Origin of the sequence: Micromonospora sp. NBRC 110009 (assembly GCF_030518795.1) — a bacterium.
Classification (GTDB): domain Bacteria; phylum Actinomycetota; class Actinomycetes; order Mycobacteriales; family Micromonosporaceae; genus Micromonospora.
The window spans coordinates 2,884,519-2,900,043 of record NZ_CP130427.1 but is presented as its reverse complement, the minus strand read 5'-3'; the positions used below and the strand labels follow the sequence as shown (position 1 = coordinate 2,900,043).

Sequence of the window (15,525 nt, the reverse complement as noted above, 5' to 3'; positions counted from 1 at the left end):
GCGTCCTTCTCTCCGTCAGGGGCTGGGACTCGCGGGCGGTGGGCGGTGCAGGCGGGTGGCGGCCACGGCCGCCGCGCCGAGGCCGGCGGCGGTGCAGCCGAGGACGCCGGCCGCGCCGGCTCCCGCAGCGAGCACCCCGGCGGCGCTGGGGATGAGGACCTGGCCGAGCCGGTTGCCGGTGAGCCGCAGCGACATGGCCCGGCCCCGCAGCCCGGGCGGGGCCACCTCGGCCAGGAACGACATGGTCAGCGGCTGGCCCGCACCGAGTCCCAGCCCGGCGACGGTCACCACGAGGACGAGCACCGGGAACGGCAGCGGCGGCAGCAGCAGGCCGATTCCGACGGCGGAGAGCGCCACGGTGCCGACCAGCACGACCCGCCGCCCGAGGGCCGCGACCAGCCGGCCGAGCAGCAGCCGGGACGCCATCGAGGCGACCGCCCGGACGCCGAGCAGCACGCCGATCGAACCGGCGGCGATACCGCGTTCCGTGCCGAGGGCGGGCAGGTAGACCAGGCTGATGTCGACCGCCGCCAGGGCCACGCAGCTGACCGTGAGGGCGCGGACCAGGCCGGGCTGGCGCAGCAGGTCGCGCAGCCCGCCCGCGCCGGGCCCGGCGGCGGCCTCCCGGTGGTGTCCGGAGGGGCGCAGGAACAGGGCGACGACGAGCAGCGGCACCGCCACCGCGGTGGCGCCGAGGAAGATGGCCCGGGTGTCCGGGATCGAGCGGTCCCCGCCGAAGAGCACGATCAGGCCGGGGCCAAGCGCCTGACCCAGCGACGCGGCGAAGGTGTAGTAGCCGAAGGCGGCGTCGTACCGGTCGGCCGGGGTGCGGTTGGCGACCAGCGCCTGCTGGGCCACCACCGCACACAGGTGCGCGGTGCCGAGCAGCATGCTGGCCACCACCAGCCCGATCACCGAGCCGGCCAGCAGCACGAAGCCGAGGCCGGCGGCGGCGAGCAGGGTCGACCCGGCGAGCGCGATCCGGCGCTCGCCGAACCGGTCGACCGCGTGTCCGGACGGGACGGCCAGCAGCAGCGGTACGACCGCGAAGCTGGCGCCGAGCACGCCCAGCCAGGCCCCCGGAACGTCCAGCTCCAACGCCCGGTAGGCGGACGCCGGCCGGAGCATGAAAGTGACCGCCTGCACCACGACGGTGTGTACGAGCAGCAGCACGGTCTGGGCGCGCCCGGGGCCGGCGAGGTCCCCGGGCGCCACTCAGTCGGCCTTCACCGCGAGGACCGGGCAGGGCACCCGGAGCAGGATCTCCTGCGCGGTCGACCCCATGATCAGCTTGCCGACCGGGGTGCGGTGCCGGATCCCGATGACGACCAGCGAGATCTCCTCCGCCTCGACGATCTCGGCGATCTCCTCGGCCGCGTCCCGCCCGCGCATGAGCTGCCGGACGTTGTGCGGCACCCCGGCGGCGACCAGCTCGCGGGTCAGCCGCTCCAGGTCGGGCTCCTGGGCGAAGCGCGGATCGACGTACGCGTCGCCGCGCGAGGTGTTCACCACCAGCAACGGCTCGTCGCGGAACCGGGCCTGCTCGATGGCGGCCTGCAGGGCCGCCTCACCGAGCGGGGAGGGCACGTATCCCACCAGCACCGTCATGCGGTCACCACCTTTCCGCGCAGCGGACGGACCACGAACCGACCGATCAGCGGCCAGAGGAGCACCACCGCGATCGTGGCGTAGATGACCCAGGACACCCAGCCGCCGATCAGCCCGTGCAGCTCACCGCCGGAGAGCTGCAGCGCCCGCCGGCCGTGCAGCTCGGCGCGCGGGCCGAGGATGATGCCGACGATCAGCGGCAGGATCGGCAGCCCGAAGCGTCGCATGCCGAAGCCGAGCAGACCTAGGGCGAGCAGCAGGAACAGGTCGAACGGTTGGGCGTTGACCGCGTACGCGCCCATCGACGCGAAGAAGAGGATCCCGGCGTAGAGGTACGGGCGCGGGATCCGCAGCAGGCGCGCCCAGGCCGGGGCGAGCGGCAGGTTGAGCACCAGCAGCAGCAGGTTGCCGATGAAAAGGCTGGCGATCAGCGTCCACACCAGGGTGGACTCCTTCGAGAAGAGCAGCGGCCCCGGCTGGATGCCGTACCCCTCGAAGGCGGCGAGCATCACCGCGGCGGTGGCGTTGGTGGGCAGGCCGAGCGCCAGCATCGGCACCAGCGTGCCGGCGGCCGAGGCGTTGTTGGCCGCCTCCGGGCCGGCGACTCCCTCGATCGCACCCCGACCGAACTCCTCCGGGTGCTTCGACAGCTTCTTCTCGGTGACGTACGACAGGAAGGTCGGGATCTCCGCCCCACCGGCGGGCACCGCACCGAACGGGAAGCCGTACGCGGTGCCGCGCAGCCACGGCTTCCAGGACCGCTTCCAGTCCTGCCGCCCAATCCACGGCTGGCCCACCGGGATCACCTCGCCGGCCTTGCGGCGCAGGTGCGCGGCGATCCAGAGCGCCTCGCCGACGGCGAAGATGCCGACCGCGACCACGACGATGTCGATGCCGTCGGCGAGCTGCGGCAACCCGAAGGTGAGCCGCTGCTGACCGGACTGGTCGATGCCGATCACGCCGATCACCAGGCCGAGCAGCAGCGAGGCGAACCCGCGTACCCGGGACGCGCCGAGCACCGCGGTGACCGACACGAACGACAGCAGCATCAGCGCGAAGTAGTCGGGCGAGCCGAGGCTGATCGCGAACGACACCACCGGCGGCGTGACCACCACGAGCAGCAGGGTGGCGATGGTGCCGGCGACGAACGAGCCGATCGCCGCCGTGGCCAGGGCCTGCGCGGCCCGGCCGGCCTTCGCCATCTTGTTGCCCTCGATCGCGGTCACCACCGACGACGACTCGCCCGGGGTGTTCAGCAGGATCGAGGTGGTCGAGCCGCCGTACATGCCGCCGTAGAAGATGCCGGCGAACATGATGAACGCCTGGGCCGGCTCCATCCCGTAGGTGACCGGCAGCAGCAGCGCCACGGTCATCGCCGGCCCGATACCGGGGAGCACCCCGACGGCGGTGCCGATGGTCACGCCGAGCAGCGCGAACAGCAGGTTCATCGGGGTCAGCACATGGCCGAACCCGTCGAGCAGGTTGGCGAGGTTGTCCATCTACAGGATCCCTTGCAGTACGCCGGCGGGCAGGTCGACGCCGAGCCCGATGGCGAAGGTGTAGAACGTGATCAGCGACAGCGCGACGGCGATCAGCAGATTCCGGACGTAGTGGCGGTTGCCGAGCGCGTAGGCCGAGCCCCAGAAGAGGATCGTCCCGCTGATCACCCAGCCGAGCGGTTCGATCAGCACGGCGTTGACCAGGAACGCGCCGATCAGCAGCAGCACGGTCCGCCAGTCGATGGGCATGGTCAGGTCGACGTCCTCGCCGGCCTCCGGCTCGCCGGCGCCGCCGCGGGCCACGTCCACCGCGTAGATCGCCGCGATGATCAGCAGCAGCACGCCGAGCAGGATCGGCACCGGCTTCGGGCCGATCGGGTCGGCGGTGTTGATCGCGCTCCCGATCCGGGTCGTCGCGTCGAAGATGACCAGCCCGCCGACCAGGGCCAGGAAGGCGCACACGCCGTACTGCGCCCGGTCCCGCTTGGGCGCTGGGCTCTCCGCCGCCCCTTCACCGTCCGGCCCGGTGTCCGCCGGTGGTGCCGCCGACCCGGCGGGTTGCCCCGCCGGGTCGACGGCCGGCGGGTCCGCGACCGGGGCGGGCGCGGGGGGCAGGCCGCCCGTCTCCCGGTCCGGCGGCGCCGCCTGTTCCGGCACGTTCGGTACGGCCGGGGGCCGGGACGGCGGGTCGCCGCCCCGGTCCGGCCGGGTCGTCATCCCGGTCATGCCAACCCGAGCTGCTTGAGCACGTCGGCGACTGCCTTGTCCTGCTCGGTCAGGAAGGTGCCGAACTCGTCGCCGGTGACGAACGCGTCGGTCCAGCCGCGCTTCTTCAGCTCGGCCTTCCACTCCTCCGACTCGTGCATCTTGGTCAGCACGTCGATCCAGACCTTCTTGTCGGCGTCGCTGATGCCGGGGGGCGCGACGATGCCCCGCCAGTTGGTGAAGACCAGGTCGATGCCGGACGACTTCAGGGTCGGCACGTCCTTGAGGGCCTCGATCGGCGCCTCGCTGGTCACCGCGAGGACGCGGATCTGGCCGGCCTCGACCTGGTCGAGGAACTCGCCGAAGCCGCTGGCGCCGAAGGCCACCTTGCCGCCGAGCACGGCCGGCAGCAGCTCGCCGCCGCCGTCGTACGAGACGAAGTTGACCTGGCGGGGGTCGATCCCGACGGTCTTCGCGAGCTGCATCGGCAGCAGGTGGTCCGGGCCGCCCGGCGACGAGCCGCCGCCGACCGCGATGCCCTTGGGGTTGGCCTTCCAGGCCGCGACCAGGTCATTGATGGTCTTGTACGGGGAGTCCTTCGGCACCACGATGGCGCCGGCCTCCTCGATCATCTTCGCGAGCGGGGTGGTCTGGGTCAGCGTCGCCGCGGACTTGGAGGTGTACGAGGCACCGACCACGCCCAGGCCCATCTGCATGGCGAGCTTGCCGTTGCCCTTCTCGTTCACGGTCCGCTGGAGGCCGACCGTGCCGCCCGCGCCGGGCAGGTTGAACACCTGCACGCCGGTGGCGATCTTGGCGTCCTCCATCACCTTCGCGGCGGTCCGGGCCGTGGTGTCGTATCCGCCACCCGGGGTGTTCGGGACCATGATCCGCAGACCGGTCACCGGCTTGCCGTCGTTGCTGGAGCCGCCCTCGTTCTTGTCGGCGGTGGCGCCACAGGCAGCCAGGGCCAGCGCCGTGGCGGCGGCGACCCCCATGACCAGCACGTTTCTCCTAGTTGCCATCTTGTTTCTCTTCCGTTTCGAATGAGTCCAGCGGCAAGATGGTGGCCTCCACGTGGGCAGCTTGTCTGCGTTGTGTCACCAGCGGAAGTTGAGGTCTTTGTGGTCGCGGTCACGTCCCGGCGTCGTACCCTCGCCGGGCAGCTGCTCGTTCTCCAGCTCGCGATCATCGTCGTGGTGCTGGTGGCGGTGGCCGCCGTGTCGCTGGCCCAGTCGGCGGCGACCTTCAACCGGGTCGAGGGGCGTCGGGTCGCCGCCCTGGGCGAACAGCTCGCCGGCAGCCCGCTGCTCCGCGACCAGCTCGACCAGCCGGCGCCCGCCGAGGCGATCGCCCCGCTGGTGCAGAACATCTTCAACCAGTCCGGGGTGACCTCGGTGACCGTGGCGGACGCCCGGGGCCGGGTGGTGGCCTCCACCAACCCGACGCTGGTGGGCAGCCCGGTGAGGCTCGGCGACCCGGCCGTGGCGCGGGGCCGGAGCTGGTCCGGCGAGCTGGAGGTGGACGGGTCACGGGAGCTGGTGGCGCAGGTGCCGGTGCTCGGCGACGACCCCGGCACCACCCTGGGCCGGAACCTCGGCGTGGTGGTGGTCGGCGAGGCGTCCCGTACCTGGTCGCAGCGGCTGGTCGGGGCGTCGTCATACCTGCTCACCTACCTGGGCATCGCCTGCGGCCTCGGGGTGGTCGGGTCGTGGCTGCTGGCCCGGCGGATCAAGCGGCAGACCCTCGGCCTGGAGCCACGCGAGATCGCCGGGCTGGCCGAGCACCGGGAGGCACTGCTGCACGGCATCGCCGAGGGGGTGATCGCGCTCGACCCGCAGCACCGGGTCACCCTGGTCAACGCGGTCGGCCGGCGGCTGCTCGACCTGCCCGAGCACTGCCTCGGCCGCAGCCTCGCCGAGCTGCGGATCAACGGCCGACTGCGGGACGTCCTGGCCGGCGCGGGCGGCGGCCCGGAGGCCCGGGACCAGGTGGTGGTCCGGGGCGGCCGGGTGCTGGTGATGAACCGGATGACGGTCCGCAAGGACGGCCGCCGGCTCGGCTCGGTCACCACGCTGCGGGACCGGACCGAGCTGGCCCGGCTGGAGCAGGAGATCGGCGGGTTCCGCAGCACCACGGAGCTGCTCCGGGCGCAGACCCACGAGTTCGCCAACCAGCTGCACACCATCTCCGGGCTGATCCAGATCGGCGAGCACGACGAGGTGGTCCGCTACGTCGACGCGCTGAGCCGGCACCGGGCGTCGCTGGACCTCACGGTCACCAGCCGGATCCACGACACCGCGGTGGCGGCGCTGGTGATGGCCAAGTCGGCGGTCGCCGCGGAGCGCCGGGTGCAACTGCGGATCTCCGAGCGGACCGGGCTGGACCGGCTGCCGCCCGAGCTGGCGGCGGACGTCGCCACCGTGCTGGGCAACCTGGTCGACAACGCGGTCGAGGCGGTGGCCGGGGACTCGTCCGACCGCCCCGCCTGGGTGGAGGTCGAGCTGCGCCAGGACGCCTCCTCGGTGGAGATCGTGGTCCGCGACTCCGGCCCCGGCGTCGCGCCGGAACTGGCGCAGGAGGTCTTCACCCACGGCTTCACCACCAAGGCGGCCCACAGCGGCGAGCGCGGCATCGGCCTGGCGCTCACCCGGCTGGTGTGTCACCGTCGCGGCGGTGAGGTGGCGGTGACCAACACCGACGAGGGCGCCATGTTCACCGCGCGGATGTCCGTGCTGGCCAGCATGATGGAGGAGGCGCGATGATCGACGTACTGGTCGTCGACGACGACTTCATGGTGGCGCGGATCCACCGCGGTTTCGTCGAGCGGATCGACGGCTTCCGCGTGGTCGGCACCGCCAGCACCGGCGAACAGGCCGTGGCCGCGGTGGACCAGCTCCGCCCCGACCTGGTCCTGCTCGACCTCTACCTGCCGGACATGTTCGGCCTGGACGTGGTGACCCGGATCCGCGCCGCTCGGCACGACTGCGACGTGCTGGTGATCAGCGCCGCCCGGGAGGCCGAGGCGGTCCGCCGGGCGGTCCGCTACGGCGCGGTCAACTACCTGCTCAAGCCGTTCGGCTTCGACGAGCTGCGCACCCGGCTGGAGCAGTACGCCGCCCGCCGGGCCGCACTGCGCGCGGCGGTCGTCGCCGACCAGGCGGACGTGGACCGGGTGCTCTCCCGCAGCGGCTCGGTGGCCACCGCCCCGGCGCTGCCCCGGGGCCTCAGCCCGGAGACCGCCGAGCTGGTGGAACGCGCCCTGCGCGAGCACGAGGGGACGCTGTCGGCCAGCGAGTGCGCCGACCGGGTCGGCATCTCCCGGGTCAGCGCCCGCCGCTACCTGGAGCACTACGCCGGCACCGGCCGGGCCGAGGTGAGCCTGAAGTACGGCGCGGCGGGCCGCCCGGAGCGCCGCTACGCCTGGGTGGCCTGACCGGGCCGCCCCGTCGCTGCGGCCCGGCTCAGCCGAGCGCGGCGTCGACGAGGGCGCGGGCGGAACGCTTGGCGGCCTCGGCGACCGCCGGGTCGCCGTCGAGCACCCCGCCGGCCAGGCCGCCGTCGAGCAGCAGAGTGAGCTGGCGGGCCAGCAGCTCCGGCTCGCCCGCACCGGCCCGCCGGGCCAGGTCGGTCACCCAGGCCCGAACCACGTTCTTGTGCTCGACGGTACGGGCGTGCACCGGGCTGCCGGCGGGTGACTCGGCGGCGGTGTTGATGAACGCGCAGCCGTGGTACCCGTCCCGGCGGCAGGCCCCGACCAGGGCGTCGAACATGCCGACGAGCTGCTCCCGGGGGTCGTCACCGGCGTCCCGGGCGGCGGCGCGCAGCGCCCCGAACCACGCCTGGTCGACCTTGTCCAGGTACGCCAGCACGAGGTCGTCCTTGCTCGGGAAGTGCTTGTACAGGGTGGCCTTGGCGACCCCCGACTCGGCGATCACGGTGTCCACGCCGACGCCGCGCGGCCCGTGCGCGTAGAAGAGTCGGAACGCGGTGTCCAGGATGCGCTCCCGGGCGGACCCGGCGGGCGTACGCGTCATCAGTCCTCCCTGGGTTGACCAGCAGAGTCTACAGACTGGTCCGTCCACCCTCCCCGCAGCGCGTGACGCCACTCACCCCGGTCAGGGCTGGCGCAGCAGACAGACCTGTCTGTTAGTCTCGCTGCATCGAGCGCGGTGCATCGGCGTCGCGCGATCAGCGGAGGACGGAAACGACATGCGCATCGCAGTACTGGGCACTGGCATGGTCGGCCGGACGATCGCCGCCCGGGCGGCCGAGCTGGGACACGAGGTCGTCGTCGGCACCCGTGACGCGGCGGCCACCCGGGCCGGTGACTGGTCCGACTGGGCCGCGTCCCACCCGCAGGTCGGCCTGGCCGGCTACGCCGAGGCCGCCGCCGACGCCGAACTGGTGGTGAACGCGACCAGCGGGGACGGCTCCCTGCCCGCGCTGACCGCGGCCGGCGAGGAGAACCTGGCCGGCAAGGTGCTCCTCGACATCGCCAACCCGCTCGACTTCAGCAAGGGCCTCCCGCCCACCTTGTCCGTGCTCAACGACGACTCGCTGGGCGAGCGGATCCAGCGGGCGTTCCCGCGCACCCGGGTGGTGAAGGCGCTCAACACGCTGACCGCCGACCTGATGGCGCACCCCCGGCAGCTCGCCGACGGCGACCACAGCGTCTTCGTCTCCGGCGACGACGCGGAGGCCAAGAAGGTCGTGACCGAACTGCTGACCAGCTTCGGCCACACCGACGTGATCGACCTGGGCGACATCACCACCGCCCGGGGCACCGAGATGCTGCTGCCGGTCTGGCTGCGCCTCTACGGCCGGCTCGGCACCGCCGACTTCAACTTCAAGATCGTCCGCTGATCGTGGAGATGCCGCTGGCCGGCACCCGTGTTCGGGTGCCGGCCAGCGGCTTGGTGCGCTTGTGTGGTTGTCAGCTGTTCCAGTGCTGGGCGACGAGGTCGGCGGCCTGCTGCTCCCACTGGGCGTAGGCGTCCGGGTAGGCCGAGACCTGCACGGTCTGGGCGGCCTCGGTCAGCGGCATGTCCTGCCACCCGTCGACCTGCTTCAGACCCTTCTCGAACGCAACCGTCGAGTACTCGGGGTTGGTGATCTGCTCCGGCGTACCCCAACCACTGGACGGGCGCTGCTGGAACAGGCCCAGCGAGTCATGGTCGTTGGCGTCGCCGAGGTGGCCCAGGTTCTCCAGCTTCGACTCCTGCAGGCTCGTGGCGATCGAGATCACCGCGGCCCGCTCCGGCAGACCCGCCTTCTTCGTCGCCGCAATGATCGCCTTCGCATTACCGACCTGCTCATCCGACAGGTCGATGCGCGACTGGGCGCCCTGCACACCATGCGGAACCAGCTTGCCCATATCCGGCTTGTCGGCCTGCACGGCCGCGACCGGCTTGCCGGCAACCGTCGGGGTGCCGGCGTGAGCGGCGATCGGACCGGCGAACACACCACCGGTGAAAGCCAGACCAGCAACACCCAGCACGCTCTTACGCAGCATCGAGTTCATCACAAAGCTCCATTCGGGGGTTTGGCGCACACGCCGAGGGGGGGGTCGGCATCGTGCGCAAGCACCGTCAGGCGCCCACAAGCAAAGGGGGAAAGTCTTCGACCGGCAGGCCCGCGGGGCATCGGGGGAACGCCTCTTCGCGGCGCCGGGACCATGTGTAACGACCGGCGGCCCACCATCATTCCGGCGGCCACGCACCCGCCTCGGCGGGGCGTCTTCCTCGGTCGTTCACCCGGTTCAACGACCCCGGCCCGCCCACGATTCCGGCCCCGGGATGCCGCCGGTCACACCCGGAAACCGGACACACCACCCAGTCACAGCCAGCGGCCGCGCAGGCTGCGGCGCGGTCAGTGGAACACCATGGAGGTCACCGGAGCCCGGAGACAGCCATGACGTTCCACCCAGCCCACCCAGCCAGCCCACAACCGGACAAAACGGCCCGCGCCCCGTGCGGAGCAGGGCGGCAGCAGCGCCGGGGGCGGAGGAAAGCAGCGGCATGACGGGCCGGGGCGCCTGACCATCGTGGCGGCGCTGGGAGAGTTGCGCCCGCCGGCCGAACGCCGCGCGGCGTGCGCCCGCCGCCTGAGGACCTGGAGCCGGACATCCTGGAAACGGACATTCCGCCGTACATCCGACGCCGACCGCGCAGGCCGCATGGTCCGGGCGGACCGTGCAGGCCGTACAGTCCGGGCCGACCGCGCAGGCCGCACGGTCCGGAACGCCGCCGGACCACGACGCGGGTGGCGGCCCGCCGCGACCGGCGCAGCGATCAAGCCTGACCGCCCGGAGCCGGGCACGGCGGCCCACACCCGACAACAGCGACCAGCGACAACCGCAACCACCACAGGTCACGGCTCGAACTTGTAACCCAGCCCCCGCACGGTGACGATGTAGCGCGGCGCCGACGGCTCCGGCTCGACCTTCGAGCGCAGCCGCTTGACGTGCACGTCCAGCGTCTTGGTGTCGCCCACGTAGTCGGCGCCCCAGACCCGGTCGATGAGCTGCCCCCGGGTGAGCACCCGGCCGGCGTTGCGCAGCAGCAGCTCCAGCAGCTCGAACTCCTTGAGCGGCAGCTGGACGGCGGCACCCTCGACGGTCACCACGTGCCGTTCGATGTCCATCCGGACCGGGCCGGCGGCCAGGGTCGGCGCGCCGGATTCGCTCGCCTCGGTGCTCTGTCGGCGCAGCACCGCCCGGATCCGGGCCACCAGCTCGCGCGGGGAGTACGGCTTGGTCACGTAGTCGTCGGCCCCGATCTCCAGGCCGACCACCTTGTCGATCTCACTGTCCCGGGCGGTCACCATGATGATCGGGACGTGCGACCGCTGGCGGAGCTGGCGGCAGACCTCGGTGCCCGACATCTCCGGCAGCATCAGGTCGAGCAGCACGATGTCGGCGCCGGCCCGGTCGAACTCGGTGAGGGCGGAGGGACCCGTCGCGGCGACGGACACCTCGAAGCCCTCCTTGCGGAGCATGTAGGACAGGGCGTCGGAGAACGATTCCTCGTCCTCGACCACCAGTACGCGGCTCAACGGGTGTTTCCTTTCCTGTCGGTCAGGCCTGCCGGAGCTCGGCCGGGCCGGCCTCGATCCCAGCGGAGGAGAGTGTCGCCTCCAGGTCGTCCGGGGGGCTGGCGGGCAGCCGCAGGGTGAACGTCGACCCCCCACCAAGAGTGCTCGACACCTCCACCCGACCGCCATGGTTGTTGGCGATGTGCTTGACGATGGCCAGGCCCAGGCCGGTGCCACCGGTGGCGCGGGAGCGGGCCTGGTCGGCCCGGTAGAACCGTTCGAAGATCCGGTCCACCTCGTTCGGCGCGATGCCGATGCCCTGGTCCGCCACGGCGATCTCGACGTGCTCGTCGGTGGTGCGCGCGGTCACCCGGACGCGGGTGTCCTCGCCCGAGTAGTTGATCGCGTTCTCCACCAGGTTCGCCACGGCGGTGGCGAGCTGGCTGTCACTGCCGTACGCGGTGAGGCCGCGCTGGCCGTCCACGACGATCTCCACCCCGCGGGCGGTGGCCGCGGTCCGGGTCCGGTCGATCACCTCGGCGATCACCCAGTCCACCGACACCGGCTCCGGCGCGGGTTGCGGCTCGGCGCCCTGGAGCCGGGTGAGTTCCAGCAGCTCCTGGACCAGGCGGCCGAGCCGGGTGGACTCGTGCTGGATCCGCTCGGCGAACCGCCGGGCGGCGATCATGTCCTCGGAGAGGTCGGCGGCGGCCTCGCCGGCCGGCTCGGTGGCGTCCACCAGCGCCTCGGCGAGCAGCTGGAGGGCGCCGATCGGCGTCTTCAGCTCGTGACTGACGTTGGCCACGAAGTCCCGCCGCACCCGGGCCAGGCGGTGCGACTCGGTGACGTCGGCCGCCTCGATCGAGATGTAGCCGCCACCGAGTCCCATCGCCCGCAGGTGCACGCCGAGCGGGTTGTCTCCCGCGCTGTCGCGGCCGCGCGGCAGGTCCAGCTCGATCTCGCGGCGCACGCCCGTGCGGCGGACCTGCCCGGCCAGGGTGCGGATCAACGGGTGGGCCGCGATCGACCCGGGCGTCGCCCCGGTGCGGAGCAGGCCCATCGCCCGCGCGGCCGGGTTCACCAGCACCGGCACGTCGTCCGGGCCGAGCACGACCACGCCGGCGCGCAGCGCGTCCACCGTCTTGCGGCCGAGCCCGGAGAGCCCGCCCTGCTGGTCGTCCGGAATCGCGGGCCTCCCTGCACTCCAACGGGAGCCCCTGCTCCCCGGCGACACCGACCGGCGCCGCCACTCCCGGAAGGGCCGGGACAGCAGTAACCCGGCGACCAGTCCGGCCACCAGAGCCAGGGCCACCACGACCGCCACCGCCCATTCCACCCGGCGATCGTAGAGTCATTGTTTACCTGGCTATCGGGCAGAACGGGACGAACCACTCTCACTTTCGGAGAAGTTCACTCCCGGGTCCCGCGTCGTTAACCGGCGTTCACCTTGACGCCGGTTCCCCCGGCCTACCGTGGGTCGCGCACCTGCTCACGCCGCACGCGCGCGCCCTCCCGGCCGCCGGCGGCCACCGACCCCAGGAAGTGACGATGCGCGACGAGTTCCGGGCCGATCTGCAGATTGTCAGCCAGTTGCTGGTCGACATGGCGGAGGGGGTCCGCGCCGCGATGCGCCAGGCCACCAAGGGCCTGCTCACCGCCGACCGGGCGGCGTCCGAGACCGTGATCGCGCGGGACGCCGAGATCGACGACCTCTACCGGCACGTGGAGGAGCGGGTCTGCGACCTGCTGGCCCGACAGGCGCCGGTCGCCTCCGACCTGCGCGCCATGATCACCGCACTGCACGTGGCGGCCGACCTGGAGCGGATGGGCGACCTGGCCGACCACGTCGCCAAGACCGCGCTGCGCCGGCACCCCTCGCCCGCCGTGCCGGCCGAGCTGCGGTCGGTCTTCACCGACATGGCCGCCATCGCGGACCGGATGGCGGAGAAGATCGCCTCGGTGCTGGCCAAGCCCGACGCCGACCTCGCCGCCGAGCTGGACCGTGACGACGACGCCATGGACGACCTGCACAAGAGCCTGTTCGGCGTGCTGCTCGGCGACGACTGGCCGTACGGGGTGGAGACCGCAATCGACGCCACCCTGCTGGGCCGCTTCTACGAGCGCTTCGCCGACCACGCGGTGAACGCCGGCGAGCACGTGGTCTACCTGATCACCGGCCAGACCGCGCAGTCCTGAGCGTCGGGCAGGGCCCCGGTCGGCGCCGGGCGTCGACCAGGGCCCTGCCGTCTCGCTCAGCGGCCCTGGTTGGCGACCGCGGCGGCGGCCTCCTTGGCGGCCTCCGGGTCCAGGTAGGTCCCGCCGAGGACCTGCGGGCGCAGGTCGGGGTCGAGGTCGTAGCGCAGCGGGATGCCGGTCGGGATGTTCAGCTTGGCGATCGCCTCGTCGGAGATCTCGTCGAGGTGCTTGACCAGGGCGCGCAGCGAGTTGCCGTGCGCGGCCACCAGCACCGTCCGGCCGGCCAGGATGTCCGGCACGATCGAGTCGTACCAGTAGGGAAGCATCCGCTCGACGACGTCCTTCAGGCACTCGGTGCGCGGCATCAGCTCGGTGGGGAGCAGCGCGTACCGGGGGTCGCCGACCTGCGACCACTCGTCGTTGTCGTCGATCGGCGGCGGCGGCGTGTCGTACGAGCGGCGCCAGAGCATGAACTGGTCCTCGCCGTACTCGTCCAGGGTCTGCTTCTTGTTCTTGCCCTGGAGGGCGCCGTAGTGCCGCTCGTTGAGCCGCCAGGACCGGCGCACCGCGATCCAGTGCCGGTCGGCGGCGTTCAGCGCCAGCTCGGCGGTGCGGATCGCGCGGCGCAGCACGCTGGTGTGCACCACGTCGGGCAGCAGGTTGTGCTCGCGGAGCAGCTCGCCGCCGCGCCGCGCCTCGCCCTCCCCCTTGGCGGTCAGGTCGACGTCGACCCAGCCGGTGAAGAGGTTCTTGGCGTTCCAGTCGCTCTCGCCGTGCCGCAGCAGGACCAGCGTCCCGACGGTGGGCCCCTCGCTCGCAGTCATGCGGATCATCCTGCCGTACGTCGCGGACGGACACGCGGGGACCGGTGGTGACGACCACCACGTGGAAAAGCTGATGACCCGGCCTCCCGGGCGGCACTAGGTTGTAAGGCGTCCGAGATAGATCGGTCATTACCGAAACGGGGGCGTCGGGATGCGGACGGTGCGGGGCTGGTTCCGGGACACGACAGGCGGGCTGCCACGGGCCTTCTGGTACCTCTGGACCGGCACGCTGATCAACCGGCTCGGCTCGTTCGTGCTGGTCTTCCTGGCCATCTACCTCACCCAGGCGCGCGGCTTCTCGGCGTCGCAGGCCGGCCTGGTCATCGGGCTCTGGGGCGTCGGCGGCGCGTTCGGCACCACGGTCGGCGGCACCCTGACCGACCGGTGGGGGCGCCGGCCGACCCTCCTGACCGCACACGTCGGCGCGGCCACCATGATGCTCGCGCTCGGCCTGGCCCGGCCGCTCTGGGCGGTGGCCCTCGGCGCGCTGCTGCTGGGGACCTTCGCCGAGGCCGCCCGACCGGCGTTCGGCGCCATGATGATCGACGTGGTGCCGGAGAAGGACCGGCTGCGTGCCTTCTCCCTGAACTACTGGGCGATCAACCTCGGGTTCGCCTGCGCCGCGGTCCTCGCCGGGTTCGCCGCCCAGGCCGGCTACCTGCTGCTCTTCGTGGTGGACGCGGCCACCACCCTGGTCACCGCGCTGATCATCTTCACCCGGGTGGGCGAGACCCGGTCGACCACGGCCGCCGCGGTCCACAAGGACGGGAGCGCCCCCGCCGGCGCCCTGCGGACCATCCTCACCGACCGGGTCTACCTCGGCTTCGTGGCGCTCAACCTGTTCGCCGCGCTGGTCTTCCTCCAGCACATCTCGATGCTGCCGATCGCGATGGGCGACTCCGGCCTCAGCCCCGCCACGTACGGCTCGGTGATCGCGCTCAACGGCGTGCTGATCGTGATCGGTCAACTCTTCGTACCCAAGCTCATCAAGGGTCGGAGCCGATCGCACGTGCTGGCCCTGGCCGCGCTCGTGACGGGCGTCGGTTTCGGGCTCACCGCGTTCGCCGACGCCGCCTGGCTCTACGGCCTCACCGTGCTGATCTGGACCGTCGGCGAAATGCTCAACTCGCCCTCCAACGCCACCCTCATCGCGGAGCTCTCCCCCGGCGCGCTGCGCGGCCGCTACCAGGGCGTCTTCTCGCTCTCCTGGCAGGTCGCCGGGGCGGCCGCCCCGATTCTCGGCGGCCTGGTCCGGGAACACGCCGGCAACACCGCGCTCTGGTTCGGCTGCGCCGCGATCGGCGGCGTGATGGCGGTGGCCCACCTGGTCTCCGGCCCGGCCCGGGAGCGCCGCGCCGCGCAACTCCGCACCGCCGGCACCCCGGTCCGACCGGTCACGGTGGCCCGGACGCCGGCCCCCGAGGCCGGCGAGGCCGCGGCCACCGCACCCGCCGAGCCGGTCCCCGCCGCCTCCTGACGTACGGCCCGACGCCCGCCCGGCACCTGCTCCGACACCGCCACAGGCCCACCGGCACCGACGACGCACCGCTCCCGCCGCGGCCGGCACCTGGCCTGACATCGGCTGTGGAGCTGATGTCGCAAACGACTCAACACCCCGACAGCCACCGGGCGGGCCGGAGACGGCGTACCCCCGGTTG

General features: G+C 72.5%; 15 protein-coding genes. 5 read left to right on the top strand and 10 right to left on the bottom strand.

The window, feature by feature from the left end; all coding sequences use genetic code 11:
* Nucleotides 1-15 precede the first annotated feature (15 nt).
* Genes Q2K19_RS13910 through Q2K19_RS13890 form a run of 5 tightly spaced genes read right to left on the bottom strand, consistent with a single transcriptional unit; the run spans nucleotide 16 to nucleotide 4,837 of the window.
* On the bottom strand, nucleotides 16-1,215 hold the full coding sequence (locus tag Q2K19_RS13910) for an MFS transporter (protein WP_302771271.1): 1,200 nt from the start codon (nucleotides 1,213-1,215) through the stop codon (nucleotides 16-18).
* Entirely contained in the window at nucleotides 1,216-1,608 is a 393-nt protein-coding gene (locus tag Q2K19_RS13905; RefSeq protein ID WP_302771270.1) for a universal stress protein, read from the bottom strand.
* Nucleotides 1,605-3,107 (bottom strand): tripartite tricarboxylate transporter permease, encoded by a 1,503-nt coding sequence (locus tag Q2K19_RS13900; RefSeq protein ID WP_302771269.1) that lies wholly within the window; start codon nucleotides 3,105-3,107, stop codon nucleotides 1,605-1,607. Before Q2K19_RS13900 ends, Q2K19_RS13905 begins: the two co-directional genes overlap by 4 nt.
* Nucleotides 3,108-3,833 (bottom strand): tripartite tricarboxylate transporter TctB family protein, encoded by a 726-nt coding sequence (locus tag Q2K19_RS13895; RefSeq protein WP_302771268.1) that lies wholly within the window; start codon nucleotides 3,831-3,833, stop codon nucleotides 3,108-3,110.
* A complete protein-coding gene (locus Q2K19_RS13890) occupies nucleotides 3,830-4,837 on the bottom strand; it encodes a Bug family tripartite tricarboxylate transporter substrate binding protein (protein WP_302771267.1) in 1,008 nt (335 codons plus the stop codon). The genes Q2K19_RS13895 and Q2K19_RS13890 overlap by 4 nt, the downstream gene beginning before the upstream one ends.
* A gap of 99 nt (nucleotides 4,838-4,936) precedes the next feature.
* Between Q2K19_RS13890 and Q2K19_RS13885 the strand changes: the two genes are divergently transcribed.
* Both Q2K19_RS13885 and Q2K19_RS13880 read left to right on the top strand, forming a co-directional pair.
* Entirely contained in the window at nucleotides 4,937-6,577 is a 1,641-nt protein-coding gene (locus Q2K19_RS13885) for a sensor histidine kinase (RefSeq protein ID WP_302771266.1), read from the top strand.
* On the top strand, nucleotides 6,574-7,248 hold the full coding sequence (locus Q2K19_RS13880; protein ID WP_302771265.1) for a response regulator: 675 nt from the start codon (nucleotides 6,574-6,576) through the stop codon (nucleotides 7,246-7,248). The genes Q2K19_RS13885 and Q2K19_RS13880 overlap by 4 nt, the downstream gene beginning before the upstream one ends.
* 28 nt (nucleotides 7,249-7,276) lie before the next feature.
* Here Q2K19_RS13880 and Q2K19_RS13875 read toward each other — a convergent pair whose 3' ends face one another.
* Nucleotides 7,277-7,849 (bottom strand): TetR/AcrR family transcriptional regulator, encoded by a 573-nt coding sequence (locus Q2K19_RS13875; RefSeq protein WP_302771264.1) that lies wholly within the window; start codon nucleotides 7,847-7,849, stop codon nucleotides 7,277-7,279.
* Nucleotides 7,850-8,024: 175 nt separating this feature from the next.
* Here Q2K19_RS13875 and Q2K19_RS13870 point away from each other — a divergent pair, with 175 nt between their 5' ends.
* Nucleotides 8,025-8,678 (top strand): NADPH-dependent F420 reductase, encoded by a 654-nt coding sequence (locus tag Q2K19_RS13870; RefSeq protein WP_302771263.1) that lies wholly within the window; start codon nucleotides 8,025-8,027, stop codon nucleotides 8,676-8,678.
* A gap of 70 nt (nucleotides 8,679-8,748) precedes the next feature.
* Here the strand turns inward: Q2K19_RS13870 and Q2K19_RS13865 are convergent, their stop codons facing one another.
* The 3 genes from Q2K19_RS13865 to Q2K19_RS13855 form a co-directional block, all read right to left on the bottom strand.
* Nucleotides 8,749-9,336: a hypothetical protein gene (locus Q2K19_RS13865; RefSeq protein ID WP_302771261.1), complete on the bottom strand. Its 588-nt coding sequence runs from the start codon at nucleotides 9,334-9,336 to the stop codon at nucleotides 8,749-8,751.
* A gap of 848 nt (nucleotides 9,337-10,184) precedes the next feature.
* On the bottom strand, nucleotides 10,185-10,868 hold the full coding sequence (locus Q2K19_RS13860; protein WP_302771260.1) for a response regulator transcription factor: 684 nt from the start codon (nucleotides 10,866-10,868) through the stop codon (nucleotides 10,185-10,187).
* Between the two features lie 22 nt (nucleotides 10,869-10,890).
* Nucleotides 10,891-12,183, bottom strand: a complete 1,293-nt coding sequence (locus Q2K19_RS13855; RefSeq protein WP_302771259.1) for a sensor histidine kinase — start codon at nucleotides 12,181-12,183, stop codon at nucleotides 10,891-10,893.
* 212 nt (nucleotides 12,184-12,395) lie between these two features.
* On the opposite strand from Q2K19_RS13855, the gene phoU reads away from it, so the two are divergent.
* Nucleotides 12,396-13,043 (top strand): phosphate signaling complex protein PhoU, encoded by a 648-nt coding sequence (gene phoU, locus Q2K19_RS13850; RefSeq protein WP_302771258.1) that lies wholly within the window; start codon nucleotides 12,396-12,398, stop codon nucleotides 13,041-13,043.
* Nucleotides 13,044-13,099: 56 nt separating this feature from the next.
* Here phoU and Q2K19_RS13845 read toward each other — a convergent pair whose 3' ends face one another.
* Entirely contained in the window at nucleotides 13,100-13,867 is a 768-nt protein-coding gene (locus Q2K19_RS13845; protein ID WP_302771257.1) for a phosphoglyceromutase, read from the bottom strand.
* A 151-nt stretch (nucleotides 13,868-14,018) separates the two neighbouring features.
* Here Q2K19_RS13845 and Q2K19_RS13840 point away from each other — a divergent pair, with 151 nt between their 5' ends.
* The gene (locus Q2K19_RS13840) at nucleotides 14,019-15,344 is read left to right on the top strand and encodes an MDR family MFS transporter (protein WP_302771255.1); all 1,326 of its coding nucleotides are present in this window, start codon (nucleotides 14,019-14,021) and stop codon (nucleotides 15,342-15,344) included.
* Nucleotides 15,345-15,525 lie beyond the last annotated feature (181 nt).